The organism is Nonomuraea sp. bgisy101, from assembly GCF_057708945.1.
This window is the reverse complement of sequence record NZ_JBYITD010000020.1, coordinates 37,961-56,763: the sequence shown is the minus strand read 5'-3', so window position 1 is coordinate 56,763 and position 18,803 is coordinate 37,961. Positions and strand designations below refer to the sequence as shown.

The window sequence follows — 18,803 nt, the reverse complement described above, 5'->3', positions numbered from 1 at the left end:
GACATGCTTGAGGACGTGTTGGGGCGTTCCGTAAGTCCAGTCTTCGTCGGACGGGAAGCAGAGCTGTCGGTCCTGACCGAGTCCTTCGACGAGGCCCGCAAGGGCGCGGCGACCGCCGTGCTGCTGGGTGGAGAAGCAGGAGTCGGCAAGACCAGGCTGGTGCAGAGTTTTGCCGAGTGTGCCGCGAACGACGGCGCGCACGTGCTGTTCGGTGGTTGCGTCGAGCTGTCCACCGACGGTTTGGCGTACGCCCCTTTCACCGCCGCGCTGCGCCAGCTCGTCCGCGAGATGGGCACAGCCAGGATCGGCGCGCTGCTGCCTGACGGCGCGGAGCGCGACCTGGCCAGGCTGCTGCCCGAATTCGGGGAGCCGAGCGCCGACGGCGAGACCGACACCGGCAGGGCCAGGCTCTTCGAGCAGTTCCTCACGCTGCTGGAACGGCTGGCCGAGTCGCGGCCCGTCGTCCTGCTCGTCGAGGACATCCACTGGGCCGACAGGTCCAGCCGCGACCTGATCGCCTTCCTGAGCCGTAACCTGCGCGAGTCGCAGCTGCTCATGGTCCTGACCTACCGCTCGGACGACCTGCACCGCCAGCATCCCCTCCGGCCCGTCCTGGCCGAGCTGGGCAGGGTGGCGGGCGTGATGCGGCTCGACCTGCCGCGCCTGTCGCGCGACGAGGTGGCTGCGCAGATGGCCGGCATCCTCGGCGCCACCCCGCAGTACTCCCGCATCGAGACCGTCTACCAGCGCAGCCAGGGCATCCCGCTGTTCGTCGAGGCCCTGATGGAGTGCGACGACGGCGCGGGCGAGGTGCCCGACTCCCTCACCGACCTCATCCTCGGCTCGGTCGAACGCCTCCCCGAGGACACCCAGCGGGTCCTGCGCATCGCCGCCGCGGGCGGCATCCGCGTCGGCCATGCTCTTCTCTCGGCGGTCAGCGGGCTGTCCGACATCGACCTGGAGACGGCGCTGCGCCCCGCCATCGCGGGCAACGTGCTGCAGATCGCCGACAACCGGGCCTACGTCTTCAGGCACGCGCTGATCCGAGAAGCCGTCCACGACGAACTCCTGCCAGGCGAGCACCAGCGCCTGCACGCGCGCTACGCCGAGGAGATCTCCCGCGACCGCGCTCTCGTGCCGCCCGGCAGGGCGGCCGTCGAGATCGCCCACCACTGGTACGGCGCGCGTGACGACCAGTGGGCGCTCATCTCGGCATGGGAGGCGGCGCAGAAGTCGTTCCGGGCGTTCGCCTACACCGAGGCCATCCCCTTGCTCGAACGCGTCCTCATGCTGTGGGACAAGGTGCCAGGCGCCTGCGGCGACATCGGCGTGGACCACACCGCCGTGCTCGAACGCGCCTCGGAGGCCAGCCACGCCTGCGCCGACATCGACAGGGGTGTGAAGTTCGTCAAGGCCGCGCTCGACCAGCTCGATGAGCGCGCCGAACCCGAGCGCGTGGCCGCCCTGCTGGTCCGCTGGGGCAACCTCCAGCTGGCCAAGGCCAAGCCCGGCGCGATGGAGAAGTTCAAGCACGCTCTCAGCCTGGTCCCCGAGCCCGGGCCCGCCCGCGCCGACGTGCTGGTGAAGCTCAGCCGCCACCTCATGCTCACCGGCGAGCTCGCCGAGGGCACCGCGCTCGCCGAGGAGGGCCTGGCGCTGGCCAGGACACTCGGGCTCCAGGTCATCGAGGGCGACCTGATCATGAACCTGGCCCTCGGGTACTCCCTCGACGGCGAGATCGAGCGCACCTTCGAGGCGAACCTGCGTGCCATGCGCATCGGCGAGCAGGTCGGCTCGGGCCAGCTCGTCCTGCGCGCGATGGCCAACAACGTCGACGCGCTGAACGAGCTCGGCCGCTCCGCCGAAGCCATCGAGCTGGCCCGCGAGGGTGAGGTGCTGGCCAAGAAGTACGGCAGGGTACGGGCCTCAGGCACGTTCATCCTCAACAACCTCGCCGAATGCCTGGAGTCTCTCGGCAGGTGGGACGAGGCCGTCCAGGTCATCGAGCACGCGCTCAGCCTCGGACCCACCATCAGCACCCGCTACCACCTCATGCGCGCCCGCGCCGACATCGCGCTGGCCACGGGCGAGCTGGACCTGCTGGAAGGCATCCTGTCCGAGCTCGGCGTGCTCAGCGAGCGTCCTGAAGCCTTCATGCAGGACATCACCAACAGCACCCGCCTGCACATCGGATGGCACCTGCTCAAGGGCGAGCCCCACCACGCGCTCGCCGTCGCCGAACGCATGCTCAGCAGGCCCACCCAGGCGAGCAAGGCAGGGCTGGCCTGGAGGCTGCTGTCCCTCATCAGGACCGTGTGCGACGCCGCCGCCCCCGCGGTTCCCGAGCGGGCGGCCGTCGTCCACGCTCTGGCCACCGAGGTCGCCGGCTCGCTCGCCGTCATCGGGCCGGTCTCCGAGGCCTACCGGCTGACCTTCGTCGGCGACTTCGACGCGGCCTCGGCCGCCTGGGAGCGGCTCGGCAGGCCCCACTCCCACGCCAAGTCGCTGCTGCGGGCCGCCTCCGCGCTGGCCCACACCGGCGACAAGGAAGGCGCCGCCGTACGACTGCGCGCCGCCTACCCGCTGGCGACCGCGCTGCCCGCCCCGCCGCTGGTCGCCGAGATCGAGGGCCTGGCCCGCCGCCTCGGCGTCGCCCTGGTGGAGGAGAGCGCCCCCTCGCCCGAGCTGCTCACCCCGCGCGAGCTGGAGGTGCTGCGGCTGGTCGCCCTCGGCCGGACCAACAGGGACATCGCCGCCGAGCTGTTCATCTCGGCCAAGACGGTGAGCGTGCACGTGTCCAACATCCTGGGCAAGCTACGCGTCTCGACGAGAGGCGAGGCCACCGCGGCCGCCCACCGGATGGCGTTGCTGACGGTCTGAGCCCCGGCGACAGGGCACGCCCTTCACAACCAGGTAGCAGCCGGGAGGGGCGCACGACCCCAGCCGAGATCGGGCGAGCCACCCGAGAACATCGAGATCCCACCGCTCTGCCAGAATGCGGTCATGATCGAACACGAGGTTCCCGCGCCGCGCCCGCTGCTGCGCCGCCCCGAGGACGGCGAGCTGATCGATGTCGCCGGGGTGGCGCACTTCTTCCGGCTGACCGGCGAGCACACGGGCGGGCGCTTCGCGTTCGAGGAGTTCACCCTGGAGGCGGGGATCGTCGGGGCGCGTCCGCATGTGCACGCGGAGCACGACGAGTACTTCTACGTCCTCGAAGGCGAGTTGACCCTGCACAACGGGGACGGAGAGGTCACCGTGGGGCCCGGGCACCTGCTGTCCGCGGTGCGCGGAACGCCCCACGGCTTCCGCAACGCGGGTACCGGAACGGCACGGGCGTTGTGCCTCTACACTCCCGCCGGATACGAGGGATACTTCCGCGACGTGCACGCCGCCGTGGCCGCGGGCGCCGAGGTGACGGACGAACTCCTCGCCGAGTTCCGCGCCCGCTACCGCACCGCCTCGCACTGAAGGAGATCACGGCGGCCCAGGGCTGACCGTCCGGGGCTCGCGGTCCGCGGCCGGTCCTGAGCCCCGCGCGGCGACCATGCCCTAGAAGAGGGGCTCCAGCAGGAGCAGCACGCCGAACACGGCGAAGGCGGCGGCCGCGCCGTACCGGATGACCTTCTCCGGCAGGTGATGGCCGAGCATCCGCCCGACCACGATGGCCAGAGCGTCGGCGGCGACCATGCCCACGGTCGATCCGATCCACGTGCCGAGCCAGCCGTGCTGCGTGGCCAGCGTGATCGTGGCCAGCATCGTCTTGTCGCCCAGCTCGCTGAGGAAGAACGCCACCGTCACCGCGATCAGCGCGCTGCGGGTGGTCCGCTTGGCCTTCTGCGCCTCTTCCTCGGTGAGTTCGTCGCCGCGCAGCGTCCACAGCGCGAATCCGAGGAACGCGAGGCCCGCGACGATCGAGATGGCGGTGGTCGGCAGCGCGTCGCCGATCAGCCCGCCGACGGCGACGCTCACCAGGTGCACCGCCGTGGTCGCTATCGTGATGCCGGCCAGCACGGGCCACGGCTTGAAACGGGTGGCGAACGTCATCGCCATCAACTGGCTCTTGTCGCCCAGCTCCGCGACGAAGATCACGCCAAGACTGATCCAGAAGGCTTCCAACGGTCCTCTTCCATACGGCCGGACCAGAAGCGACTCAAAAAGGGCAGCACAACTTCGGCCCGGCGAGATTGCCAGGCCGAAGGTCTCGTCCGCCTGTTACAGGCCCGCGTGACCGGGCAGATGCCAGCATGTCGACCACGCGAATTGAGGACTACTCCCCTTCGGTATTTGGAGTGAGTTTACCCCATGGACAAGCTGTACCGTCGCTGGCTGCTGGAGATGTGGAACGGCGACTTCGACCTGGCCGACGAGCTGGTGGCGCCCGAGTTCGTGGGGCACTGGCCGGGCATGGACGTGCACGGGCCCGAGGGGCTGAAAGGCGCGCTGGCGCAGGGCTTCGAGCCGTTCGCGAACGTTTCGGTCACGCTGGATGCGGGCCCGATCGTCGACGGCGACCTCGTGGCGGCCCGCTGGACGTTCTCCGGTGACCACACCGGCGCCATCCCCGGCGTGGCAGTGACCAGAATCACCTTCAGCGGGCACGACATCCTGCGCGCCGAGGGCGGCAGGTTCGTGGAGTACTGGGTGATCTCCGACACCCGCTGGATGCGTGGCTAGAGCGAGCAGCCGATCAGCGTGGGCTCGTTGACCAGCGTGACGCCGAACTTCTCCCGCACCCCATCGCGGACCTCGCGGGCCAGCGCGAGCAGGTGGGCCGTGGTGCCGTCGCCGTCGGGGTTGGTCAGCGCGAGCGTGTGCTTGGTGGAGATCCGCACGGGGCCACGCGCGTAGCCCTTCGGGAACCCGGCCTGCTCGATCAGCCAGGCAGCGGGCACCTTGACCGTTCCGTCGGGCATGTCCCACCGCGGCGTCCCGTCCCCGAGCGCGGCGGCCTCCTGCGCGGACACGATCGGGTTGGTGAAGAACGAGCCGGCGCTGCGAGTGTCAGGGTCGGCGGGGTCGAGCACCATGCCCTTGCCCCTGCGCAGCTGGAGTACGGCTTCGCGCACCTCGGGCAGCGGCGCCCGCTCGCCGACCTTGTTGACCAGTTCCTTATAGGTGAGCGCACCCGACATCGCCGAAACATCCAGCAGAAAGGTCACGCCGAGCACCACGTACCTGCCGAGGTCCTGCTTGAAGGCGCTCGTCCGGTAGGCGAAACCGCACCGCCGCGCCTCGACGTCGCGCACCTCGCGCGTGCGCCGGTCGTAGATCCGCACGCACCGCACCGTCTGCGACACTTCCTGCCCGTACGCGCCGACGTTCTGGATCGGCGTCGACCCGGTCTGGCCGGGGATGCCCGACATGCACTCCACGCCGGACCAGCCCTCCGCCACGGCGCGCGCCACCAGCGGATCCCAGTCCTCACCCGCCTCAGCCTCGACGACCATCTGGTCGCCGTCGCGCGAGACCGTCACCCCGCGCGTGACCACCTTGACGACCAGCCCGTCGAACCCGTCGTCCGACACCACCAGGTTGCTGCCGCCGCCCAGGATCAGCGTCGGTATCTCACGCCGGTCCGCGTCGGCCACCAGGGACACCAGCTCCTCCGCCGTCGTCGCCTCCTCATAGGCGCGCGCGGGCCCGCCCAGGCCAAGCGTGGTGTACGGCGCAAGCAGCCTCTGATCTCCCATAAGCCCCAAGCCTATGAGGAACGCAGCATGCGCAGCACCCTGTCGTAGGTCCTGCGCGACTCCTTGTCCCTGTAGTCGGCGGGAACGTCGTGGTAGCCGTGATGGCGCTCCTGCCGTACAGGGAGCCGCTTGTCGGGGACGACCAGCGGGCCCTCCAGCGCGAGCGACAGCTCCAGGTCGGCGTTGCGGTAATAGCGCGCCTCCTCGGGGAACGCGCCGAGCGCGGCACCCCGCCGTACCGCCATCAGGTACCCCAGCAGCGCTCTCACCTGGCCCGGACCCGCCTCGTGCCACTCCATCCCGCTCTCGTCCGGTTCGACGCCCTTCCAGCCCGCCGCCACCGCGCCATCCTTGATCGCCGCGACCAGCGGCGTCAGCGCGTCACCCTCCAGGACGGTGGAGGTCTCCATCAGCACGTGCACGTCCGAGGTGTCCAACCTCATCAGCGTCGTACGGCACGCGCCCCACTCGGCCGTCCCCCCACGCCAGTGCGGCGCCTCCGCGACATGCCACACGGTGAGCCGCTCGTGGTGATCCTCGGCCAGTTCGTGCAGCACCTCCCCCGCGCCCTCGTGGTTGCCCAGGTCGATGGCGAGGATCTTGGCGTGGGTGTGCTCCAGCAGCGCGGACACGCACCGGCGCACGTCCTCCCCCCAGCCGTCGACCACCAGGCCCACGCCGACCGTCACGTCCGCGGTCTCGATCCGCTGCCGCTCCACGTCGATGCCCGCCTCGTCGAGCCGGTTGACGGCCAGCGAGGAGTCCCAGATCTGCTGGGCGTGCACCATGTCCTCGGCCACCTCGTGCGGATGCCACACATACCGCCCGACCCGCCCGGCCTGCCTGCCTCTTTCCCCCTGCTCAGCCTGCCCGGCCTGCGTGGCCTGCCCGACCTGCTCAGCCCGTTGTGCCTGTTCGGCCTGCCCAGCTCGTTGCGCCTGCTCGGCTTGTCCGGCCTGCCCGGCACGCCCGCCTTGTTCTGCCTGCCCAGCTCGTTGCGCCTGCTCGGCTTGTTCTGCCCGCCCGGCACGCCCGCCTTGTTCTGCCTGCCCGGCCTTGGCGGGTCCACCTCTCGCTGCCTTGTCCCCGCCGGTCACCATGCCGCCCCCGGCCGCCATGCCGCCGCGCTTGCCGGGATCGCCTCGCTGCGCGGGATCCCCGGAGAAGCCCAGCTCAGCCGCCGGGCTGATGGGCGAGAGCTTCCCGCCGGACCGCGGCCGATCGTCCGTCACCGCGCTGATGGGGATCGACCGCACCGACGGCCACATCTCGAACAACGGTTTCACCGTCAGCTCGAAACCTTGCTGTGAGTCGCGGACCAGCCAACCCGCGCGCTCGATCTCGCGCCTGAGCGCGTCGGCGACAGGGTAGTCCCGCTCCGCTCTTGCCTTGGCCCGCCGCTCGGCGAGCTCGACGACGTGTCTCGGCGCATCACTCATGTTCCACGCTTACCCACTCAATTCGCCGAAACGCCGCTTGAAGCCGTATCTCGGAAGCAATCTTGACCAGCGCGGCCGGAGCGCAAGCGCCCAGCGCCCGGACGCCTATCCGGGCGGCCGGCCACGCGCCTCCACCAGCCAGGACCGCGGAGAACACCACGCCGGATGACCATGCCGCCCACGACGACCACCGCGCGCGGAGACACCGGCCGGGTCGACGGACGGAGACGCAGCCCGGGTGACGAGTGAAGCCACCGGCCTGGGCGATGGGCGGAGACACCGGCCCGGATGACAGGCGAAGACACGTCGTCGGCGGCCGACTCTCCCAGGCGCAGGTGGGCCTAGCGGTGGACGGCGACGAACGGCCTGGGTGACGAGCGGAGATACCGGCCCGATCAGCAGCATGGACACCGTGAACGCGCCGAGGAGCGGTCAGGCCGACCAATCCAGGAACGCCTCGCCGGCAGAGACGCCACCCAGCCAGATGGCCACCGCGAGGAACGGCGTCGCCAGCCCCCAGGCGGAACGCGTGCGCACCGCCCATACGGCCACACCCAGCAGCCCCGCCCACACCAGGAGAAGGACGATGATCGCCCAGAGCGGGGCCACCAGCCCGCTCGCCAAGTAGAAGGGCAGCGTGCACAGGTGACCGACCAGTCCCAGCCAACTCGCCACTCGAGACACCATGGGCACCCTCAAAGGACTGAGTCCGGACCACGTCTCGTTCACCGTACAGCCGAGGAGCGCAGCGATCAGGGGTTCCGAAGAAGCCAAGCCGGGCGGACATGCCGAACGAGGAGGATCGGCATGTCCCCTTCACCACCGAACGACGGCTCCCATCGGGTCAGCACCGGGCGTGCCACCCGGAGCGCTCGCGCCGAAGGGGTCGTCTCGCAGAGGCGGGCTCACCCAGTGGCCTCGGACGCCGGACCTCCCGTCCCGCATCACCCTCCGGCAGCCTTCGCGGCTCCGCTGATCCACAAGGGCGCCTCGCCTCGGTGAAGACCGTTCAGCTCGCCCTCGGCCGCTCCTCGCCGATGATCACATCGGGAGGAGCGGCCCGAGGCACACGAGAAGACGCGTGCCCTCGCGGACAGCGCGCTGACCGTGTGCCCCGGATGTGCCCTCCACGCTCCTCCCGGCGGCAACCGCCCAGGCCGGAGCCGTGATCCACCCGCTTTCAGCGGTAGTTCGTGAACTGCAGGGCGATGTCGAGATCCTTGCCCTTGAGCAGCGAGATGACGTCCTGCAGTTCGTCCTTCTTCTTGGAACTGACCCTGAGCTCCTCGCCCTGGATCTGGGCCTTGACCCCCTTGGGGCCCTCGTCCCTGATGATCTTCGAGATCTTCTTGGCATGCTCCTGGTCGATGCCCTCCTTGAGGGCGACCAGCAGCCGGTACTCCTTGCCGGACAGCTTCGGCTCGTCGGCGTCGAGGATCTTCAGGGAGAGGCCGCGCTTGACCACCTTCTCCTTGAAGACGTCGAGCGCGGCGTTGACCCGCTCCTCGCTGTTGGCCTTGAGCTCGATGTTGTTCTGCCCGGACCAGCTGATCGCCGCCCCAGTGCCCTTGAAGTCGAAGCGGTGTCCGATCTCCTTGACCGTCTGGTTCAGCGCGTTGTCGACCTCCTGGCGGTCGATCTTGCTGACGATGTCAAAGCTGCTGTCGGCCATCGGTGTGAGTGTCCTCTCTTCGTCCCCTCCGACCTTAGCGACCACGAGGCGCTGGGGTGGGGATCGGGCATGGGACAAACCGATGTCACGCACACCTCCAAAGTCCGCTATTCTTCTGTCTGTCGCCGCGAGCGGATGACACGGCAGGTTGCCCGAGTGGCCAATGGGAGCGGACTGTAAATCCGTCGGCTTAGCCTACCCAGGTTCGAACCCTGGACCTGCCACAGCAGTACAAAGAGGCCCGTCACCAGCGGAAGCGCGGTGACGGGCCTCTTTTGTTCACTCCGGTTGGTTACGGTCGTCTACGGCGATTCACGGTTGATCGTTCCCTCGGGGAATCATGATCGAGTCGCATCCCAGATTCGTTTCATTGCCGCCGCTTCCTGGCCATGGATGCACTTGGCATAGACACGCAAGAGAACGTCCACGCTGTGCCCTGCCCACTCGGCGACCTGCGGGGCCGGAACACCGGCGTTGAGCCACGTGGAGACAGCCGCGTGACGAAGGGCGTACGGGACATCCACAAGGGGCGACTTGAACTCCGCCTCGGTGAACGCCTTCTCGCACGCCTCGTGGAACACCTTGAGATAGGCGCGGTCAGTCATGAGCCCTCCCCTGGGGCCGATGAAGATCCGTCCACCAGAACCGGTTCCGAATCTCTTGATGTGCTCCCTGAGCAGAGCGCACAACTCAGGTTGGATCGGAACCGGCCTGATCTCCCCCGCCGCCCGGTGCTTGAGCCCGCGCAGCGCCCACCGATCGCGGGTGGGCTCATCGGCAACGCGATCCCGCCGCCCATGGCCGAGGTCCTGACCTGCGCCATCATCGAGGCGATTCTCGGCATCGAGCTGCCCAGGTTCGAGTACAGCCTCGCCGCCTGATAGCGGTAACGCAATCTGCCCAGCCGTGGCGGCGGCGGGGCAGATTGCGTTACCGCCGAGATGCTCACCCCCGAGGCGGTCCCGCTGCCAGGAGCCGCCCGAAAGCGAGAAAGGTAGGGCTGGCGACACTACGAATCGCGCCGCCAACTCCAGACGTGCGCTTGGCTGGAGATTCGGCGCCCGCACCCTACGTCAGGCACTGTTGCATGGTCTTCCGTCGCGAGCCCGTGATCGGGCAGACCCTGAGCTCGCGGCCTGTCTCGTCGACGACCTTCCTGCGTCCCAAGGGCCGATCGAGCAGGACCGGCACTTCGACGCCACGGAGGATGTCGAGCACGGCAGGCGGCCACAACTCGTCCCGCCACATCTCCAGCAGCGTGCGCCCGGGGGGCGGGCAGGCGTCGCGAAGCACTATCCGAAGCCGAACACTCGCCTCGGACTCGACGGCTTCGACTTTGTCGGTTTGGAGACATGCCGAGTCGCTCGCCCCGCCGAAGACGTGCAGGATGAGGACCCGTCCTTCCACCATGACCGTGTCGATCCGCCCGGGAAAGGGCGGTTCGACCGGCCGGGACTCCCGCATGCCAGCCACCATGGAGACGGCGACGGCCAGCACCAGGAGGCAGCACATGCGCCAGGGGTTCATTTCTTGTAGGTATCCTTGCCGACGGCCTTCATCACGTCATGGATGTCGGTGAAGTAATTGATGCAGGTGGACTGGACAGGGTTGTTGTCGGCGCTTTCGCTGCCGTGGTGAATGCCCTTGGCCACCACGTATCCATCGCTCTTGCGGAAGGTGTAGACCGGGGCGCCTGAGTAACCGTCGATCGTGCACCTTCGTGGCCGCACGAATATGAGGACCGAGCCCTCTCCCAAGTGCGCACGAAGACGTTCTTGATGGCAGATCTGATCACTTCGTCAGAAGTGCAACAGCATCAGGAGTGAGACGGCCAAGGGTTCCGTCGGGGCGCAGGAGGTTACGGCATCCGTCAAGCTCGACGTATGCCTCCGAGTAGCCGGGGTCCAGGATGGCGAAGCGGGTGTGGTGGCTGGGACAGTCACTGGCCGGCGCGCTGTCCAGGGCGGCGAGTAGGGCGCGCATACTACGGCCCTTGAGGATGCGCGAGGACTCGAATCTTCCCCATGGAATGTCCACCGGGTCAGGCCTGTCAGAGGTCTTATTCGCGGTACGGAAGATGCATACCCGCAGGCCCTCGGGTGCGGGGTTCCAGGTACGCGGGCGATTCCGTGTCTGCGGGCCCTTCGGCCGTCCAAAGCGTTGGAGCACGTCCAGATACTTCTTGTAGCAACCGGCCTGGAATGACTTCTCGCTCTCGAGCATCCGGACGGGTATCTGTCCATCCACCTGGAACGGCAGGTGGCGAAGGGCGTCCAAGGCGGAGCGGAATGGCTTTCCACATATCCCGGTCGGCAGCTTGGGCAGCACCGCCTTGCCAGAGGAGTCCACCACGACGAAGTAGTCAACGAGGACGGCTTCCATCGTGCACATCGGGGGAAAGAACGAACTCTCGGAGGGGCGGCGTAGCTCCTTCATCAGCCCGTCGGCCGGGCCGTCGGCGTGCTCCTCGACCACAACCTCCCACTTTCCCTTCCCGGCCAAGTAACGGAACCCCCAGCGGCAGCGGATGACCTGAGCCGTGACGAAGCCGGCGGGGAGCTTCTGGCGGGGCATGGAGAACAAGTCGGGGCTGGGTATCTTCGGGCAGGAAGCGGTGACGACGTGATCCACTTGTGGGATCTTGTCCTCCGCGCTGTCCCGCTCGGTCAGAACAAGGACGGAGAGCAGGGCGAGCACTACCCGAAGAGATCTCATCCCGTTGGGACGTGTCACCCGCCCTCCTTGGTTCGCCGAGAAGGCGATCAAGGGTAAGCCGGTCCCGGGCGTGCTTCAGCACCGCCCCCTAGACCTTGGCTTGATAATCGACTATCGTCGATAATCGATGAATAACGATGCGAAGCCGCTGGACCGGGCCGAGGCCGAGGAGTACGCGAGCTGGTTCAAAGCGCTGGCCGACGCCACGCGCATCCAGATCGTGTCGCTGCTGGCGCGCCGCCGCGAGCCGATGACCGTAGGCGAGATCGTGACCGCCTCGGGCGTCGGCCAGTCGACCGTGTCGCACCATCTGAAGATCCTGGCCGAGGTGCGCTTCGTCCTGGTCGAACGGCAGGGCACCAGCAGCCTCTACCGGATCAACGAGAACTGCGTGAGCTGCTTCCCCACCGCCGCCGACGTGGTGATGGGCAAGCCCGTTCCCGCCACTCCGATCTGCGACTGAAGGAGACAGCCATGGCCCACGACGAGGTCGTCAAGCGATACTCCGGACTCGCTCGCGCCGCGATGACCGGCGAGACGATCATCGACTGTTCGGCCGACGAGTTCGACAAGGGCTGCTTCGGCACCGCCGGCTACGACGACATCGCGGAGCTGCCAGGCGGCGCCGCGCGGGCCAGCCTCGGCTGCGGCAACCCGGTCGCCGTCGCCGAGCTGCGCGCCGGCGAGACCGTGCTCGACCTCGGTTCGGGCGGCGGCATCGACGTCCTGCTGTCGGCCCGCAGGGTAGGCCCGTACGGCAAGGCCTACGGCCTGGACGCCAGCGGCGACATGATCGAGCTCGCCAGGCGCAACGCCGCGGAGGCCGGCGCGGCCAACGTCGAGTTCCTGCACGGCACCATCGAGGCCATCCCGCTATCGGACCAGTCGGTGGACGTCGTCATCTCCAACTGCGTGATCAACCTGTCCGACGACAAGGCGGCCGTGCTCGCCGAGGCCTTCCGCGTCCTACGCCCGGGCGGGCGGCTGGGGATCAGCGACATGGTGACCGAAGGCACGCTCGACCCGGTACGGCGCGCCGCCGCCGAGCAGCGGGTGGGCTGCGTCGCCGGCTCCCTGGAGGTGGCCGAGTACCGCGACCTGCTGCGCTCGACCGGCTTCGTCGGCACCTCGGTCACCCTCACCGCCGACCACGGCGACGGCGTCCACTCGGCCATCGTCCAGGCGGTCAAACCCGCGATCGGCCCTGGCCTGGAGATCCGCCCGATGTGCGAGGCCGACGCGAGCCAGGTGCTGGCCATCTACCAGGCCGGGCTGGACACCGGGCAGGCCAGCTTCGAGACCGTCGCCCCCAGCTGGGAGGGCTTCACCGAGGGGAAGCTTCCGCAGCTGCGCTACGTCGCCGCCGACACCGAGACCGGCGACCTGGTCGGCTGGATCGCCGCCTCCCCGGTGTCCTCCCGGCCGGTCTACGCCGGGGTGATCGAGCACAGTGTCTACGTCCACCCCGGCTGCCAGGCCCACGGCATCGGCCGCGCCCTGCTGACCGCCTTCATCGCCGCCAGCGAGGACGCCGGCATCTGGACGATCCAGTCCGGCATCTTCCCGGAGAACACCGCCAGCCTCTCCCTGCACCAGGCGCTGGGCTTCCGGATGGTCGGCACCCGCGGACGCATCGGCCGCCACCACGGCCTCTGGCGCGACGTGATCCTCATGGAGCGCCGGAGCTCGGAGGTCGGCGTGGAGGGCGCGTCCATCTGACGTTCATGTCGGCTTGACCATGCTGATATCCATGGACGTCAATATTGACGCCCATGGATGAGCTGACGGTCTTGGACTGCTGCGCGCCCCTGGCGCGAGAACCGCTGGACGAGGAGAGCGCCGCAGGGCCGGCGCGGGCGTTCAAGGCGCTGGGCGACCCGGTACGGCTGCGCATCATCTCGATCGTGTCCGCGCACGAGGGCGGCGAGGCGTGCGTGTGCGACCTGACCGCGAGCTTCGACCTGGCCCAGCCGACGATCAGCCACCACCTCAAGGTGCTCAAGGACGCCGGCCTGCTGACCAGCGAGCGGCGTGCCTCGTGGGTGTACTACCGAATCGTGCCCGACCGGCTCGCCGAGCTGTCCGCCCTGCTCTCCGCGCCCGCCGAGGTGACCAGGTGAGGCGCCGGCTGCTGGCCGAGTTCCTCGGCACCGCGCTGCTGGTGACCGTGGTCGTGGGGTCGGGCATCATGGCCCAGACCCTCTCCCCGGACGACGTGGGCCTGCAGCTGCTGGAGAACTCCACCGCCACCGTCTTCGGCCTGGCCGTGCTCATCGTCGTGCTGGGCCCGGTCTCCGGCGCCCACTTCAACCCGGTGGTGTCGCTGGCCGACTGGTGGCAGGGACGGCAGACCGGCCTGGGGCTGCAGACGGGCGAGCTCGGCGGCTACATCGCTGCCCAGGTGCTGGGCGGCATCGGCGGCGCGGTGCTGGCCAACGCGATGTTCGACAAGCCCGCGATCACCTGGTCCACCACGGAGCGGGCGAGCGCGCACCTGTGGCTGGGAGAGGTCGTCGCTACGGCGGGCCTGGTGCTGGTGATCTTCTGCCTGACCCGGTCGGGCGGTACGGCTTTCGCCCCGCTGGCCGTGGGCGGCTACATCGGCGCTGCGTACTGGTTCACCTCCTCCACCAGCTTCGCCAACCCCGCCGTCAGCGTCGGCCGCGCCTTCTCCGACACCTTCGCCGGCATCGCCCCCGCCTCGCTGCCCGGCTTCGTCGTCGCCCAACTGGCCGGCGGCATTATCGGCCTGCTGCTGGTCCACGGTTTGTTCGGCCGCCCGGTGGTGGGCACGGCCGAGCCGGTCGTCCCGCATCCGGACTCCCGCTGACCGGTCGCCGCTTGACGCGGTCATGATTACTCAATAATTATTGACTCAATGAACGCTGACTGGAGTTCTTCGGTGGAGGCCCGAGCGCGAGTGCACGCCGCGCTCGGCGACGCGGGACGGTTGGCCATCGTGGATCGACTGCTGCTGGGCGACGCGTCGCCGGGCGAGCTCGGCCAGGCGCTCGGCCTGCCCACCAACCTGCTCGCCCACCACGTGAAGCTGCTGCAGGAAGCGGGCATCGTCGAACGCCACCGATCCGAAGGCGACCGCAGGCGCACCTACCTGCGGCTGGTGCCGCAATCGCTGTCCGGCCTGCTGCCGGCCGCGGCCCGGCCCGCCCCTCGCATCGTCTTCGTCTGCACCCACAACTCCGCCCGCTCCCAGCTGGCCGCCGCCCTGTGGAGCCGCGCCAGCACCGTGCCCGCCACGTCGGCAGGCACCCACCCCGCTTCGCGCGTCCACCCCCGCGCGCTCACCCTGGCCGCCCATCACGGCCTCGACCTCGACCACGCCGCCACCCGCCACGTGGATCAGACGCTGCGCCCCGACGACCTCGTCGTGGCCGTCTGCGACGCCGCCCACGAGCAGCTCCTCGACATCGACCGGCTGCACTGGTCCATCCCTGACCCCGTCCGCGCCGGCGACGACGAGGCGTTCGAACGGGCTTACATCGACATCGCCGACCGCGTCCAACGGCTGGCGCCCGCCGTGCACCCCCCGCAGGAGTGAGCCATGTCCCAGACCTACCGCCACCCTGACCTGTCCATCGATCAGCAGCACGCCCTGTTCACCGCCGCCCGCCGTCTGGCCGAGGAATTCACCGGCACCTTCGGCACCGAGACCATCGAACGGTTCCTGCACACCAGCTACGACCAGTTCGCCATCCACGGCAAGATCCCCAACTATCTGCCGCTCCTGGCCGAACGCTTCGCCCGCCAGCGCCTTCACGCCCTGGCCCGCGTGGAAGGCCACAGCGACGGACGGCCCGTCGTGCTGTTCCTCTGCGTCCACAACGCCGGACGCTCCCAGATGGCACTGGGCTTCTTCCAGCACCTGGCCGCCGACCGAGCGCTGGCCTGGTCCGGCGGCTCGGAGTTCGCCGGCGAGATCAACCCCGCGGCCGTGGCATCGATGGCCGAGCGGGGCATCGACATCGCCGGCGAGTTCCCCAAACCCTGGACCGAGGAGATCGTCCGCGCCGCCGACGTCGTCATCACGATGGGCTGCGGCGATGCCTGCCCCGTCTACCCGGGCAAACGGTACGAGGACTGGGAGTTGGACGATCCGGCGGGCAGGAGCGTGGAAGACGTGCGACCCATCCGCGACGAGATCGAACGCCGGGTCCGCCGCCTGCTCGACGACCTCGACATCCCCGCCGCCTGACCAGCGTGATCAGCAAGACCAGCGAAGGAAGGTATCAACCCGTGAGCGACACCCCCAGCGTCCTGTTCGTCTGTGTCCACAACGCAGGCCGCTCCCAGATGGCCGCCGGATGGCTCGCCCACCTGGCCGGCGACCGCATCGAGGTCCGCTCCGCCGGATCGGCGCCCGCCGACCGGATCAACCCGGTGGCCGTCGAGGCGATGCGCGAGGTCGGCGTCGACCTCACCGACCAGCACCCCAAGATCCTCACCACCGACGCCGTCCAGGCCTCCGACGTTGTCATCACCATGGGCTGCGGCGACGCCTGCCCGATCTTCCCCGGCAAGCGGTACGAGGACTGGAAGCTCGACGATCCCGCAGGCCAGGGCATCGAGGCCGTCCGCCCGATCCGCGACGAGATCCGTACGAAGGTGGAGAGATTGATCAGCGAGCTGGACGCCGGTTGAGGGGCTCAGGCAACGGCCACGCACGATCGTGGCCGCCAGCTCACCGCCAGCCTTCACGCGATCTTCCGGGGCATGCCCGTGGTGGGCCGAACGGTGCACTACACCGTGAGGACGCCAGGCAGGCTGCGCATGATGGCCAGGATGCGGATCACGCTGGCCGGTATGGCGAGCAGCATGGGCCACTCCGGGCCTGCCGCCAGCAAGGAGAGCGCGGTCAGCGCCAGCATGTCCAAGACGATCAGAGTGGTGGCGCTACCGATCAGAAGGGTGCGGGTGCGGCGGTAAGCACGCTTCTCGCGCACGACCGCGATCAGGACGGCGACGACGGCCAGCAGCGCCGCGCCGTAGCCGACCTTGACCGCGATCGGGAGGGACCAGGCCCAGGCGTGCACGCTGAGCAGGGTGGTAGCCCAGGCAGCCGCCATCAGCGGGCCGGTCAGCAACAGGACCGTGGCGGCGCGCCGCCACGGTGACTGAGCCATGAAGGAGGCGGTGATGGTGTCGGCGTCGCCGAAGTCGGCGAGGGCGGCACGGGCGGCCTGGTCGGGGTCGTTGTGGATGGCCAGCCGCGCCTCGTAGGCCTCGTGCAGTCCGTCGGCCAGCTCCTCGACGACCTGCGGGGGCAGTCGCGCGGCCAGCAGGGCGAGCTGAGTGTCGATCAGCTCGTGGCCGGCCATGTCCGCGCTCCCAGGGCCGCGGTGATCGCGGTGGCGAACTCCTGCCATCCTGCCCGCTCGGTGCTGAGCGCGTCGCGTCCGGCGTCGGTCAGTTGGTAGCTGCGGCGTCTCCGTCCGCTGACGACCGACCAGGTTCCGCTGATCAACCCGGCTCGCTCCAGGCGGTGCAGTGCGGGATACACGGTGCCGGTGGGCAGGTCTATCCGTCCCCCGGTCGCCTCGGCCAGCGCCTCCTTGACCGCGTACCCGTGGCGCGGCCCCTCCTCCAGGGTGGCCAGCAGCAGCCCGCCCAGATGACCTTTCAGCGCTTCGGCCCTCATACGTAGTAACGCTACATCGGGCCTTCCATCAGGGCAATCGCCGGAGTAGCGTTGCTACATATAGCAACGCTACCTATGGAGGGCGGCGTGGACGAGATCGATGTCCTCGGGCTACCGGTGCCGAACGCAGGGCCGGTCTTCCTGGCCGCGCTGGTCGTGCACGTCTCGGCCGGTCTGGCGTGCGTGGCCTGCGGGGCGCTGGCCGCACTGTCTCGCAAGGGCGGCACCTGGCATCTGCGTTTCGGCCGCGCCTACCTCTGGGGTCTTGGCGCGCTTCTGGCCTCGGTGAGCGTGCTCGCGGCGATCCGGTGGCGGGAGAACGCACACCTGGCCGCCATCGGCGTGGTCGCCGCGGCAGCCGCCCTCATCGGCTACCTCAACCGGCAGCGCCGGCCCATCCTCCACATCGTCGGGCTGGGCCTGTCCTACGTTACGCTGCTGACCGGCTTCTACGTCGACAACGGCCCCCACCTGCCCTTGTGGGACCGGCTACCCGCCTGGGCTCACTGGCTGGTGCCGAGCTTGGTCGGCTTTCCGCTGATCGCCCGTGCCGTCCGGAGCAGACTCCGTCGCAAGGCGGCAGCGGGATGAACCTCCCTGTCAAGGCCGACCAGCAGATCCAGAAGCCAAGCGCCCGAGAAGGGGGTCGCACGCCATGGCCACCGAGGTGAGGCCGCGCGCTGGGCAACGTTTGCGATAGGAGATGCTGGACGCCGACCCACGCAGATGCGGGGGCGGCGAGCAGTGAGGAGCGTAGGTGGCGTGAGCGCGGATGAAGGCACCGTGCCCATGCGCAGGGTGCGCTCGGCGCCGCTGACCTTCGCGGCCGGGGCTGCGGTGGGCGTATTGGGCGGGCTGATCGGCCTGGGTGGCGCGGAGTTCCGGCTCCCGCTGCTGATCGGCTTGTTCGGCTTCGCGGCGCTGTCGGCGGTCATCCTGAACAAGGCGATGAGCCTGGTCGTGGTGCTCACCGCGCTGCCCGCGCGCCTGGCCGCCGTACCCTTCGCGGACCTGAGCGCGCACTGGACGGTCGCGGTCAACCTGCTGGCAGGAAGCCTGCTGGGCGCATGGGCGGGGGCGTCCTGGGCGGTGCGGATGCGCACCGCCACTCTCTACAGAGTGCTGACCGCTTTGATGGTGCTCATGGCCGGCGCCCTGGTGCTCACCCACACCACCACCTTCGGCTCCTTGATGCTGCCCAGCCCGGTGCGGACGGTGGCCGGAGTCGCGGCCGGATTCGGAATCGGCGCCGTAGCGGCGATCATGGGCGTGGCCGGCGGAGAGCTGCTGATTCCGACGATCGTGTTGCTGTATGCGGTGGACATCAAGGCCGCGGGCAGCCTGTCGTTGCTGGTGTCCCTGCCCACGATGCTGGTGGCCTTCGCCCGCTACAGCCGCGACGGCAGCTTCGCCGTCCTGGGCGCCAACCTCCGCTTCGTCGCGATCATGATTGCCGGCTCGATCGCCGGTGCCCTGCTCGGCGGTCTCCTGCTTGGAATGATCCCTGACCTTGTCCTCATCCCTGTCCTCGCCGCCGTGCTGCTGATCTCGGCGGTCAAGCTCGCCCGTCACACCGCACCGGGCGAGTGACGTTCAGGCCGTCCGCGACGAGATCGAACGCCGCGTGC

General features: G+C 69.2%; 24 protein-coding genes and 1 tRNA gene. 14 read left to right on the top strand and 11 right to left on the bottom strand.

Annotated elements, in window-relative coordinates:
- Positions 1–3: 3 nt before the first annotated feature.
- Together AC3EO4_RS32745 and AC3EO4_RS32740 are read left to right on the top strand one after the other, a co-directional pair.
- Positions 4–2,880 (top strand): ATP-binding protein, encoded by a 2,877-nt coding sequence (locus AC3EO4_RS32745; RefSeq protein ID WP_431899245.1) that lies wholly within the window; start codon positions 4–6, stop codon positions 2,878–2,880.
- Positions 2,881–3,003: 123 nt separating this feature from the next.
- The gene (locus tag AC3EO4_RS32740) at positions 3,004–3,471 is read left to right on the top strand and encodes a cupin domain-containing protein (protein WP_379569657.1); all 468 of its coding nucleotides are present in this window, start codon (positions 3,004–3,006) and stop codon (positions 3,469–3,471) included.
- 81 nt (positions 3,472–3,552) lie between these two features.
- Here AC3EO4_RS32740 and AC3EO4_RS32735 read toward each other — a convergent pair whose 3' ends face one another.
- Positions 3,553–4,119 carry a TMEM165/GDT1 family protein gene (locus AC3EO4_RS32735; protein ID WP_379569659.1) on the bottom strand — a complete coding sequence of 189 codons (567 nt, stop codon included), beginning with the start codon at positions 4,117–4,119 and terminating at the stop codon, positions 3,553–3,555.
- Positions 4,120–4,305: 186 nt separating this feature from the next.
- Between AC3EO4_RS32735 and AC3EO4_RS32730 the strand changes: the two genes are divergently transcribed.
- Complete coding sequence (locus AC3EO4_RS32730) at positions 4,306–4,677, top strand: ester cyclase (RefSeq protein ID WP_431899243.1); 372 nt, start codon at positions 4,306–4,308, stop codon at positions 4,675–4,677.
- On the opposite strand, the gene AC3EO4_RS32725 is transcribed toward AC3EO4_RS32730, so the two are convergent.
- From AC3EO4_RS32725 to AC3EO4_RS32710, 4 genes are all read right to left on the bottom strand, one after another.
- Positions 4,674–5,693 (bottom strand): UDP-N-acetylmuramate dehydrogenase, encoded by a 1,020-nt coding sequence (locus AC3EO4_RS32725; protein ID WP_431899241.1) that lies wholly within the window; start codon positions 5,691–5,693, stop codon positions 4,674–4,676. The two genes, AC3EO4_RS32730 and AC3EO4_RS32725, sit on opposite strands and share 4 nt — an antisense overlap.
- Before the next feature lie 11 nt (positions 5,694–5,704).
- Complete coding sequence (locus AC3EO4_RS32720; RefSeq protein ID WP_379569665.1) at positions 5,705–7,132, bottom strand: hypothetical protein; 1,428 nt, start codon at positions 7,130–7,132, stop codon at positions 5,705–5,707.
- A 432-nt stretch (positions 7,133–7,564) separates the two neighbouring features.
- The gene (locus tag AC3EO4_RS32715; protein ID WP_431899239.1) at positions 7,565–7,807 is read right to left on the bottom strand and encodes a hypothetical protein; all 243 of its coding nucleotides are present in this window, start codon (positions 7,805–7,807) and stop codon (positions 7,565–7,567) included.
- Positions 7,808–8,312: 505 nt separating this feature from the next.
- Entirely contained in the window at positions 8,313–8,804 is a 492-nt protein-coding gene (locus AC3EO4_RS32710; protein WP_379569669.1) for a YajQ family cyclic di-GMP-binding protein, read from the bottom strand.
- Positions 8,805–8,946: 142 nt separating this feature from the next.
- On the opposite strand from AC3EO4_RS32710, the gene AC3EO4_RS32705 reads away from it, so the two are divergent.
- Positions 8,947–9,028, top strand: a tRNA-Tyr gene (locus AC3EO4_RS32705).
- Positions 9,029–9,142: 114 nt separating this feature from the next.
- Here AC3EO4_RS32705 and AC3EO4_RS32700 read toward each other — a convergent pair.
- On the bottom strand, positions 9,143–9,409 hold the full coding sequence (locus AC3EO4_RS32700) for a site-specific integrase (RefSeq protein ID WP_431899237.1): 267 nt from the start codon (positions 9,407–9,409) through the stop codon (positions 9,143–9,145).
- Positions 9,410–9,535: 126 nt separating this feature from the next.
- On the opposite strand from AC3EO4_RS32700, the gene AC3EO4_RS32695 reads away from it, so the two are divergent.
- Positions 9,536–9,685: a hypothetical protein gene (locus AC3EO4_RS32695; protein WP_431899235.1), complete on the top strand. Its 150-nt coding sequence runs from the start codon at positions 9,536–9,538 to the stop codon at positions 9,683–9,685.
- 187 nt (positions 9,686–9,872) lie between these two features.
- Here the strand turns inward: AC3EO4_RS32695 and AC3EO4_RS32690 are convergent, their stop codons facing one another.
- From AC3EO4_RS32690 to AC3EO4_RS32680, 3 genes are all read right to left on the bottom strand, one after another.
- Positions 9,873–10,331: a hypothetical protein gene (locus AC3EO4_RS32690; protein ID WP_431899233.1), complete on the bottom strand. Its 459-nt coding sequence runs from the start codon at positions 10,329–10,331 to the stop codon at positions 9,873–9,875.
- The gene (locus tag AC3EO4_RS32685; RefSeq protein WP_379569677.1) at positions 10,328–10,456 is read right to left on the bottom strand and encodes a hypothetical protein; all 129 of its coding nucleotides are present in this window, start codon (positions 10,454–10,456) and stop codon (positions 10,328–10,330) included. The genes AC3EO4_RS32690 and AC3EO4_RS32685 overlap by 4 nt, the downstream gene beginning before the upstream one ends.
- Positions 10,457–10,595: 139 nt before the next feature.
- Positions 10,596–11,537 (bottom strand): hypothetical protein, encoded by a 942-nt coding sequence (locus tag AC3EO4_RS32680; protein ID WP_379569679.1) that lies wholly within the window; start codon positions 11,535–11,537, stop codon positions 10,596–10,598.
- A gap of 109 nt (positions 11,538–11,646) precedes the next feature.
- Here AC3EO4_RS32680 and AC3EO4_RS32675 point away from each other — a divergent pair, with 109 nt between their 5' ends.
- Genes AC3EO4_RS32675 through AC3EO4_RS32645 form a run of 7 tightly spaced genes read left to right on the top strand, consistent with a single transcriptional unit; the run spans position 11,647 to position 16,178 of the window.
- Positions 11,647–11,982 (top strand): ArsR/SmtB family transcription factor, encoded by a 336-nt coding sequence (locus AC3EO4_RS32675; RefSeq protein ID WP_354922652.1) that lies wholly within the window; start codon positions 11,647–11,649, stop codon positions 11,980–11,982.
- Between the two features lie 11 nt (positions 11,983–11,993).
- Entirely contained in the window at positions 11,994–13,238 is a 1,245-nt protein-coding gene (locus tag AC3EO4_RS32670) for a GNAT family N-acetyltransferase (RefSeq protein WP_431899231.1), read from the top strand.
- 53 nt (positions 13,239–13,291) lie between these two features.
- Positions 13,292–13,639 (top strand): ArsR/SmtB family transcription factor, encoded by a 348-nt coding sequence (locus AC3EO4_RS32665; RefSeq protein WP_431899229.1) that lies wholly within the window; start codon positions 13,292–13,294, stop codon positions 13,637–13,639.
- Positions 13,636–14,349, top strand: coding sequence for an MIP/aquaporin family protein (locus AC3EO4_RS32660; RefSeq protein WP_431899228.1), 714 nt, complete (start codon positions 13,636–13,638; stop codon positions 14,347–14,349). Before AC3EO4_RS32665 ends, AC3EO4_RS32660 begins: the two co-directional genes overlap by 4 nt.
- A gap of 48 nt (positions 14,350–14,397) precedes the next feature.
- The gene (locus AC3EO4_RS32655) at positions 14,398–15,078 is read left to right on the top strand and encodes an arsenate reductase/protein-tyrosine-phosphatase family protein (protein WP_431899226.1); all 681 of its coding nucleotides are present in this window, start codon (positions 14,398–14,400) and stop codon (positions 15,076–15,078) included.
- A 3-nt stretch (positions 15,079–15,081) separates the two neighbouring features.
- Positions 15,082–15,732: an arsenate reductase ArsC gene (locus tag AC3EO4_RS32650; RefSeq protein WP_379569689.1), complete on the top strand. Its 651-nt coding sequence runs from the start codon at positions 15,082–15,084 to the stop codon at positions 15,730–15,732.
- A 41-nt stretch (positions 15,733–15,773) separates the two neighbouring features.
- A complete protein-coding gene (locus AC3EO4_RS32645; protein ID WP_379569691.1) occupies positions 15,774–16,178 on the top strand; it encodes an arsenate reductase ArsC in 405 nt (134 codons plus the stop codon).
- A 98-nt stretch (positions 16,179–16,276) separates the two neighbouring features.
- Here AC3EO4_RS32645 and AC3EO4_RS32640 read toward each other — a convergent pair whose 3' ends face one another.
- Complete coding sequence (locus AC3EO4_RS32640) at positions 16,277–16,855, bottom strand: hypothetical protein (RefSeq protein ID WP_431899224.1); 579 nt, start codon at positions 16,853–16,855, stop codon at positions 16,277–16,279.
- Positions 16,837–17,175 carry a PadR family transcriptional regulator gene (locus tag AC3EO4_RS32635; protein WP_431899223.1) on the bottom strand — a complete coding sequence of 113 codons (339 nt, stop codon included), beginning with the start codon at positions 17,173–17,175 and terminating at the stop codon, positions 16,837–16,839. The genes AC3EO4_RS32640 and AC3EO4_RS32635 overlap by 19 nt, the downstream gene beginning before the upstream one ends.
- Before the next feature lie 87 nt (positions 17,176–17,262).
- Here AC3EO4_RS32635 and AC3EO4_RS32630 point away from each other — a divergent pair, with 87 nt between their 5' ends.
- Positions 17,263–17,766 carry a hypothetical protein gene (locus AC3EO4_RS32630; RefSeq protein WP_431899222.1) on the top strand — a complete coding sequence of 168 codons (504 nt, stop codon included), beginning with the start codon at positions 17,263–17,265 and terminating at the stop codon, positions 17,764–17,766.
- A gap of 171 nt (positions 17,767–17,937) precedes the next feature.
- Entirely contained in the window at positions 17,938–18,765 is an 828-nt protein-coding gene (locus tag AC3EO4_RS32625) for a sulfite exporter TauE/SafE family protein (protein ID WP_431899220.1), read from the top strand.
- Positions 18,766–18,803: the final 38 nt, after the last annotated feature.

What these genes read in the sequence shown, in the direction of transcription:
- AC3EO4_RS32650 (WP_379569689.1), top strand. Translation starts at nt 15,082, where the DNA reads ATGTCCCAGACCTACCGCCACCCTGACCTGTCCATCGATCAGCAGCAC.
- AC3EO4_RS32730 (WP_431899243.1), top strand. Translation starts at nt 4,306, where the DNA reads ATGGACAAGCTGTACCGTCGCTGGCTGCTGGAGATGTGGAACGGCGAC.
- AC3EO4_RS32745 (WP_431899245.1), top strand. Translation starts at nt 4, where the DNA reads ATGCTTGAGGACGTGTTGGGGCGTTCCGTAAGTCCAGTCTTCGTCGGA.
- AC3EO4_RS32690 (WP_431899233.1), bottom strand. Translation starts at nt 10,331, where the DNA reads ATGAACCCCTGGCGCATGTGCTGCCTCCTGGTGCTGGCCGTCGCCGTC.
- AC3EO4_RS32665 (WP_431899229.1), top strand. Translation starts at nt 13,292, where the DNA reads ATGGATGAGCTGACGGTCTTGGACTGCTGCGCGCCCCTGGCGCGAGAA.
- AC3EO4_RS32725 (WP_431899241.1), bottom strand. Translation starts at nt 5,693, where the DNA reads ATGGGAGATCAGAGGCTGCTTGCGCCGTACACCACGCTTGGCCTGGGC.
- AC3EO4_RS32640 (WP_431899224.1), bottom strand. Translation starts at nt 16,855, where the DNA reads ATGGCCGGCCACGAGCTGATCGACACTCAGCTCGCCCTGCTGGCCGCG.
- AC3EO4_RS32635 (WP_431899223.1), bottom strand. Translation starts at nt 17,175, where the DNA reads ATGAGGGCCGAAGCGCTGAAAGGTCATCTGGGCGGGCTGCTGCTGGCC.
- AC3EO4_RS32675 (WP_354922652.1), top strand. Translation starts at nt 11,647, where the DNA reads ATGAATAACGATGCGAAGCCGCTGGACCGGGCCGAGGCCGAGGAGTAC.
- AC3EO4_RS32720 (WP_379569665.1), bottom strand. Translation starts at nt 7,132, where the DNA reads ATGAGTGATGCGCCGAGACACGTCGTCGAGCTCGCCGAGCGGCGGGCC.
- AC3EO4_RS32710 (WP_379569669.1), bottom strand. Translation starts at nt 8,804, where the DNA reads ATGGCCGACAGCAGCTTTGACATCGTCAGCAAGATCGACCGCCAGGAG.
- AC3EO4_RS32670 (WP_431899231.1), top strand. Translation starts at nt 11,994, where the DNA reads ATGGCCCACGACGAGGTCGTCAAGCGATACTCCGGACTCGCTCGCGCC.
- AC3EO4_RS32740 (WP_379569657.1), top strand. Translation starts at nt 3,004, where the DNA reads ATGATCGAACACGAGGTTCCCGCGCCGCGCCCGCTGCTGCGCCGCCCC.
- AC3EO4_RS32700 (WP_431899237.1), bottom strand. Translation starts at nt 9,409, where the DNA reads ATGACTGACCGCGCCTATCTCAAGGTGTTCCACGAGGCGTGCGAGAAG.
- AC3EO4_RS32655 (WP_431899226.1), top strand. Translation starts at nt 14,398, where the DNA reads ATGAACGCTGACTGGAGTTCTTCGGTGGAGGCCCGAGCGCGAGTGCAC.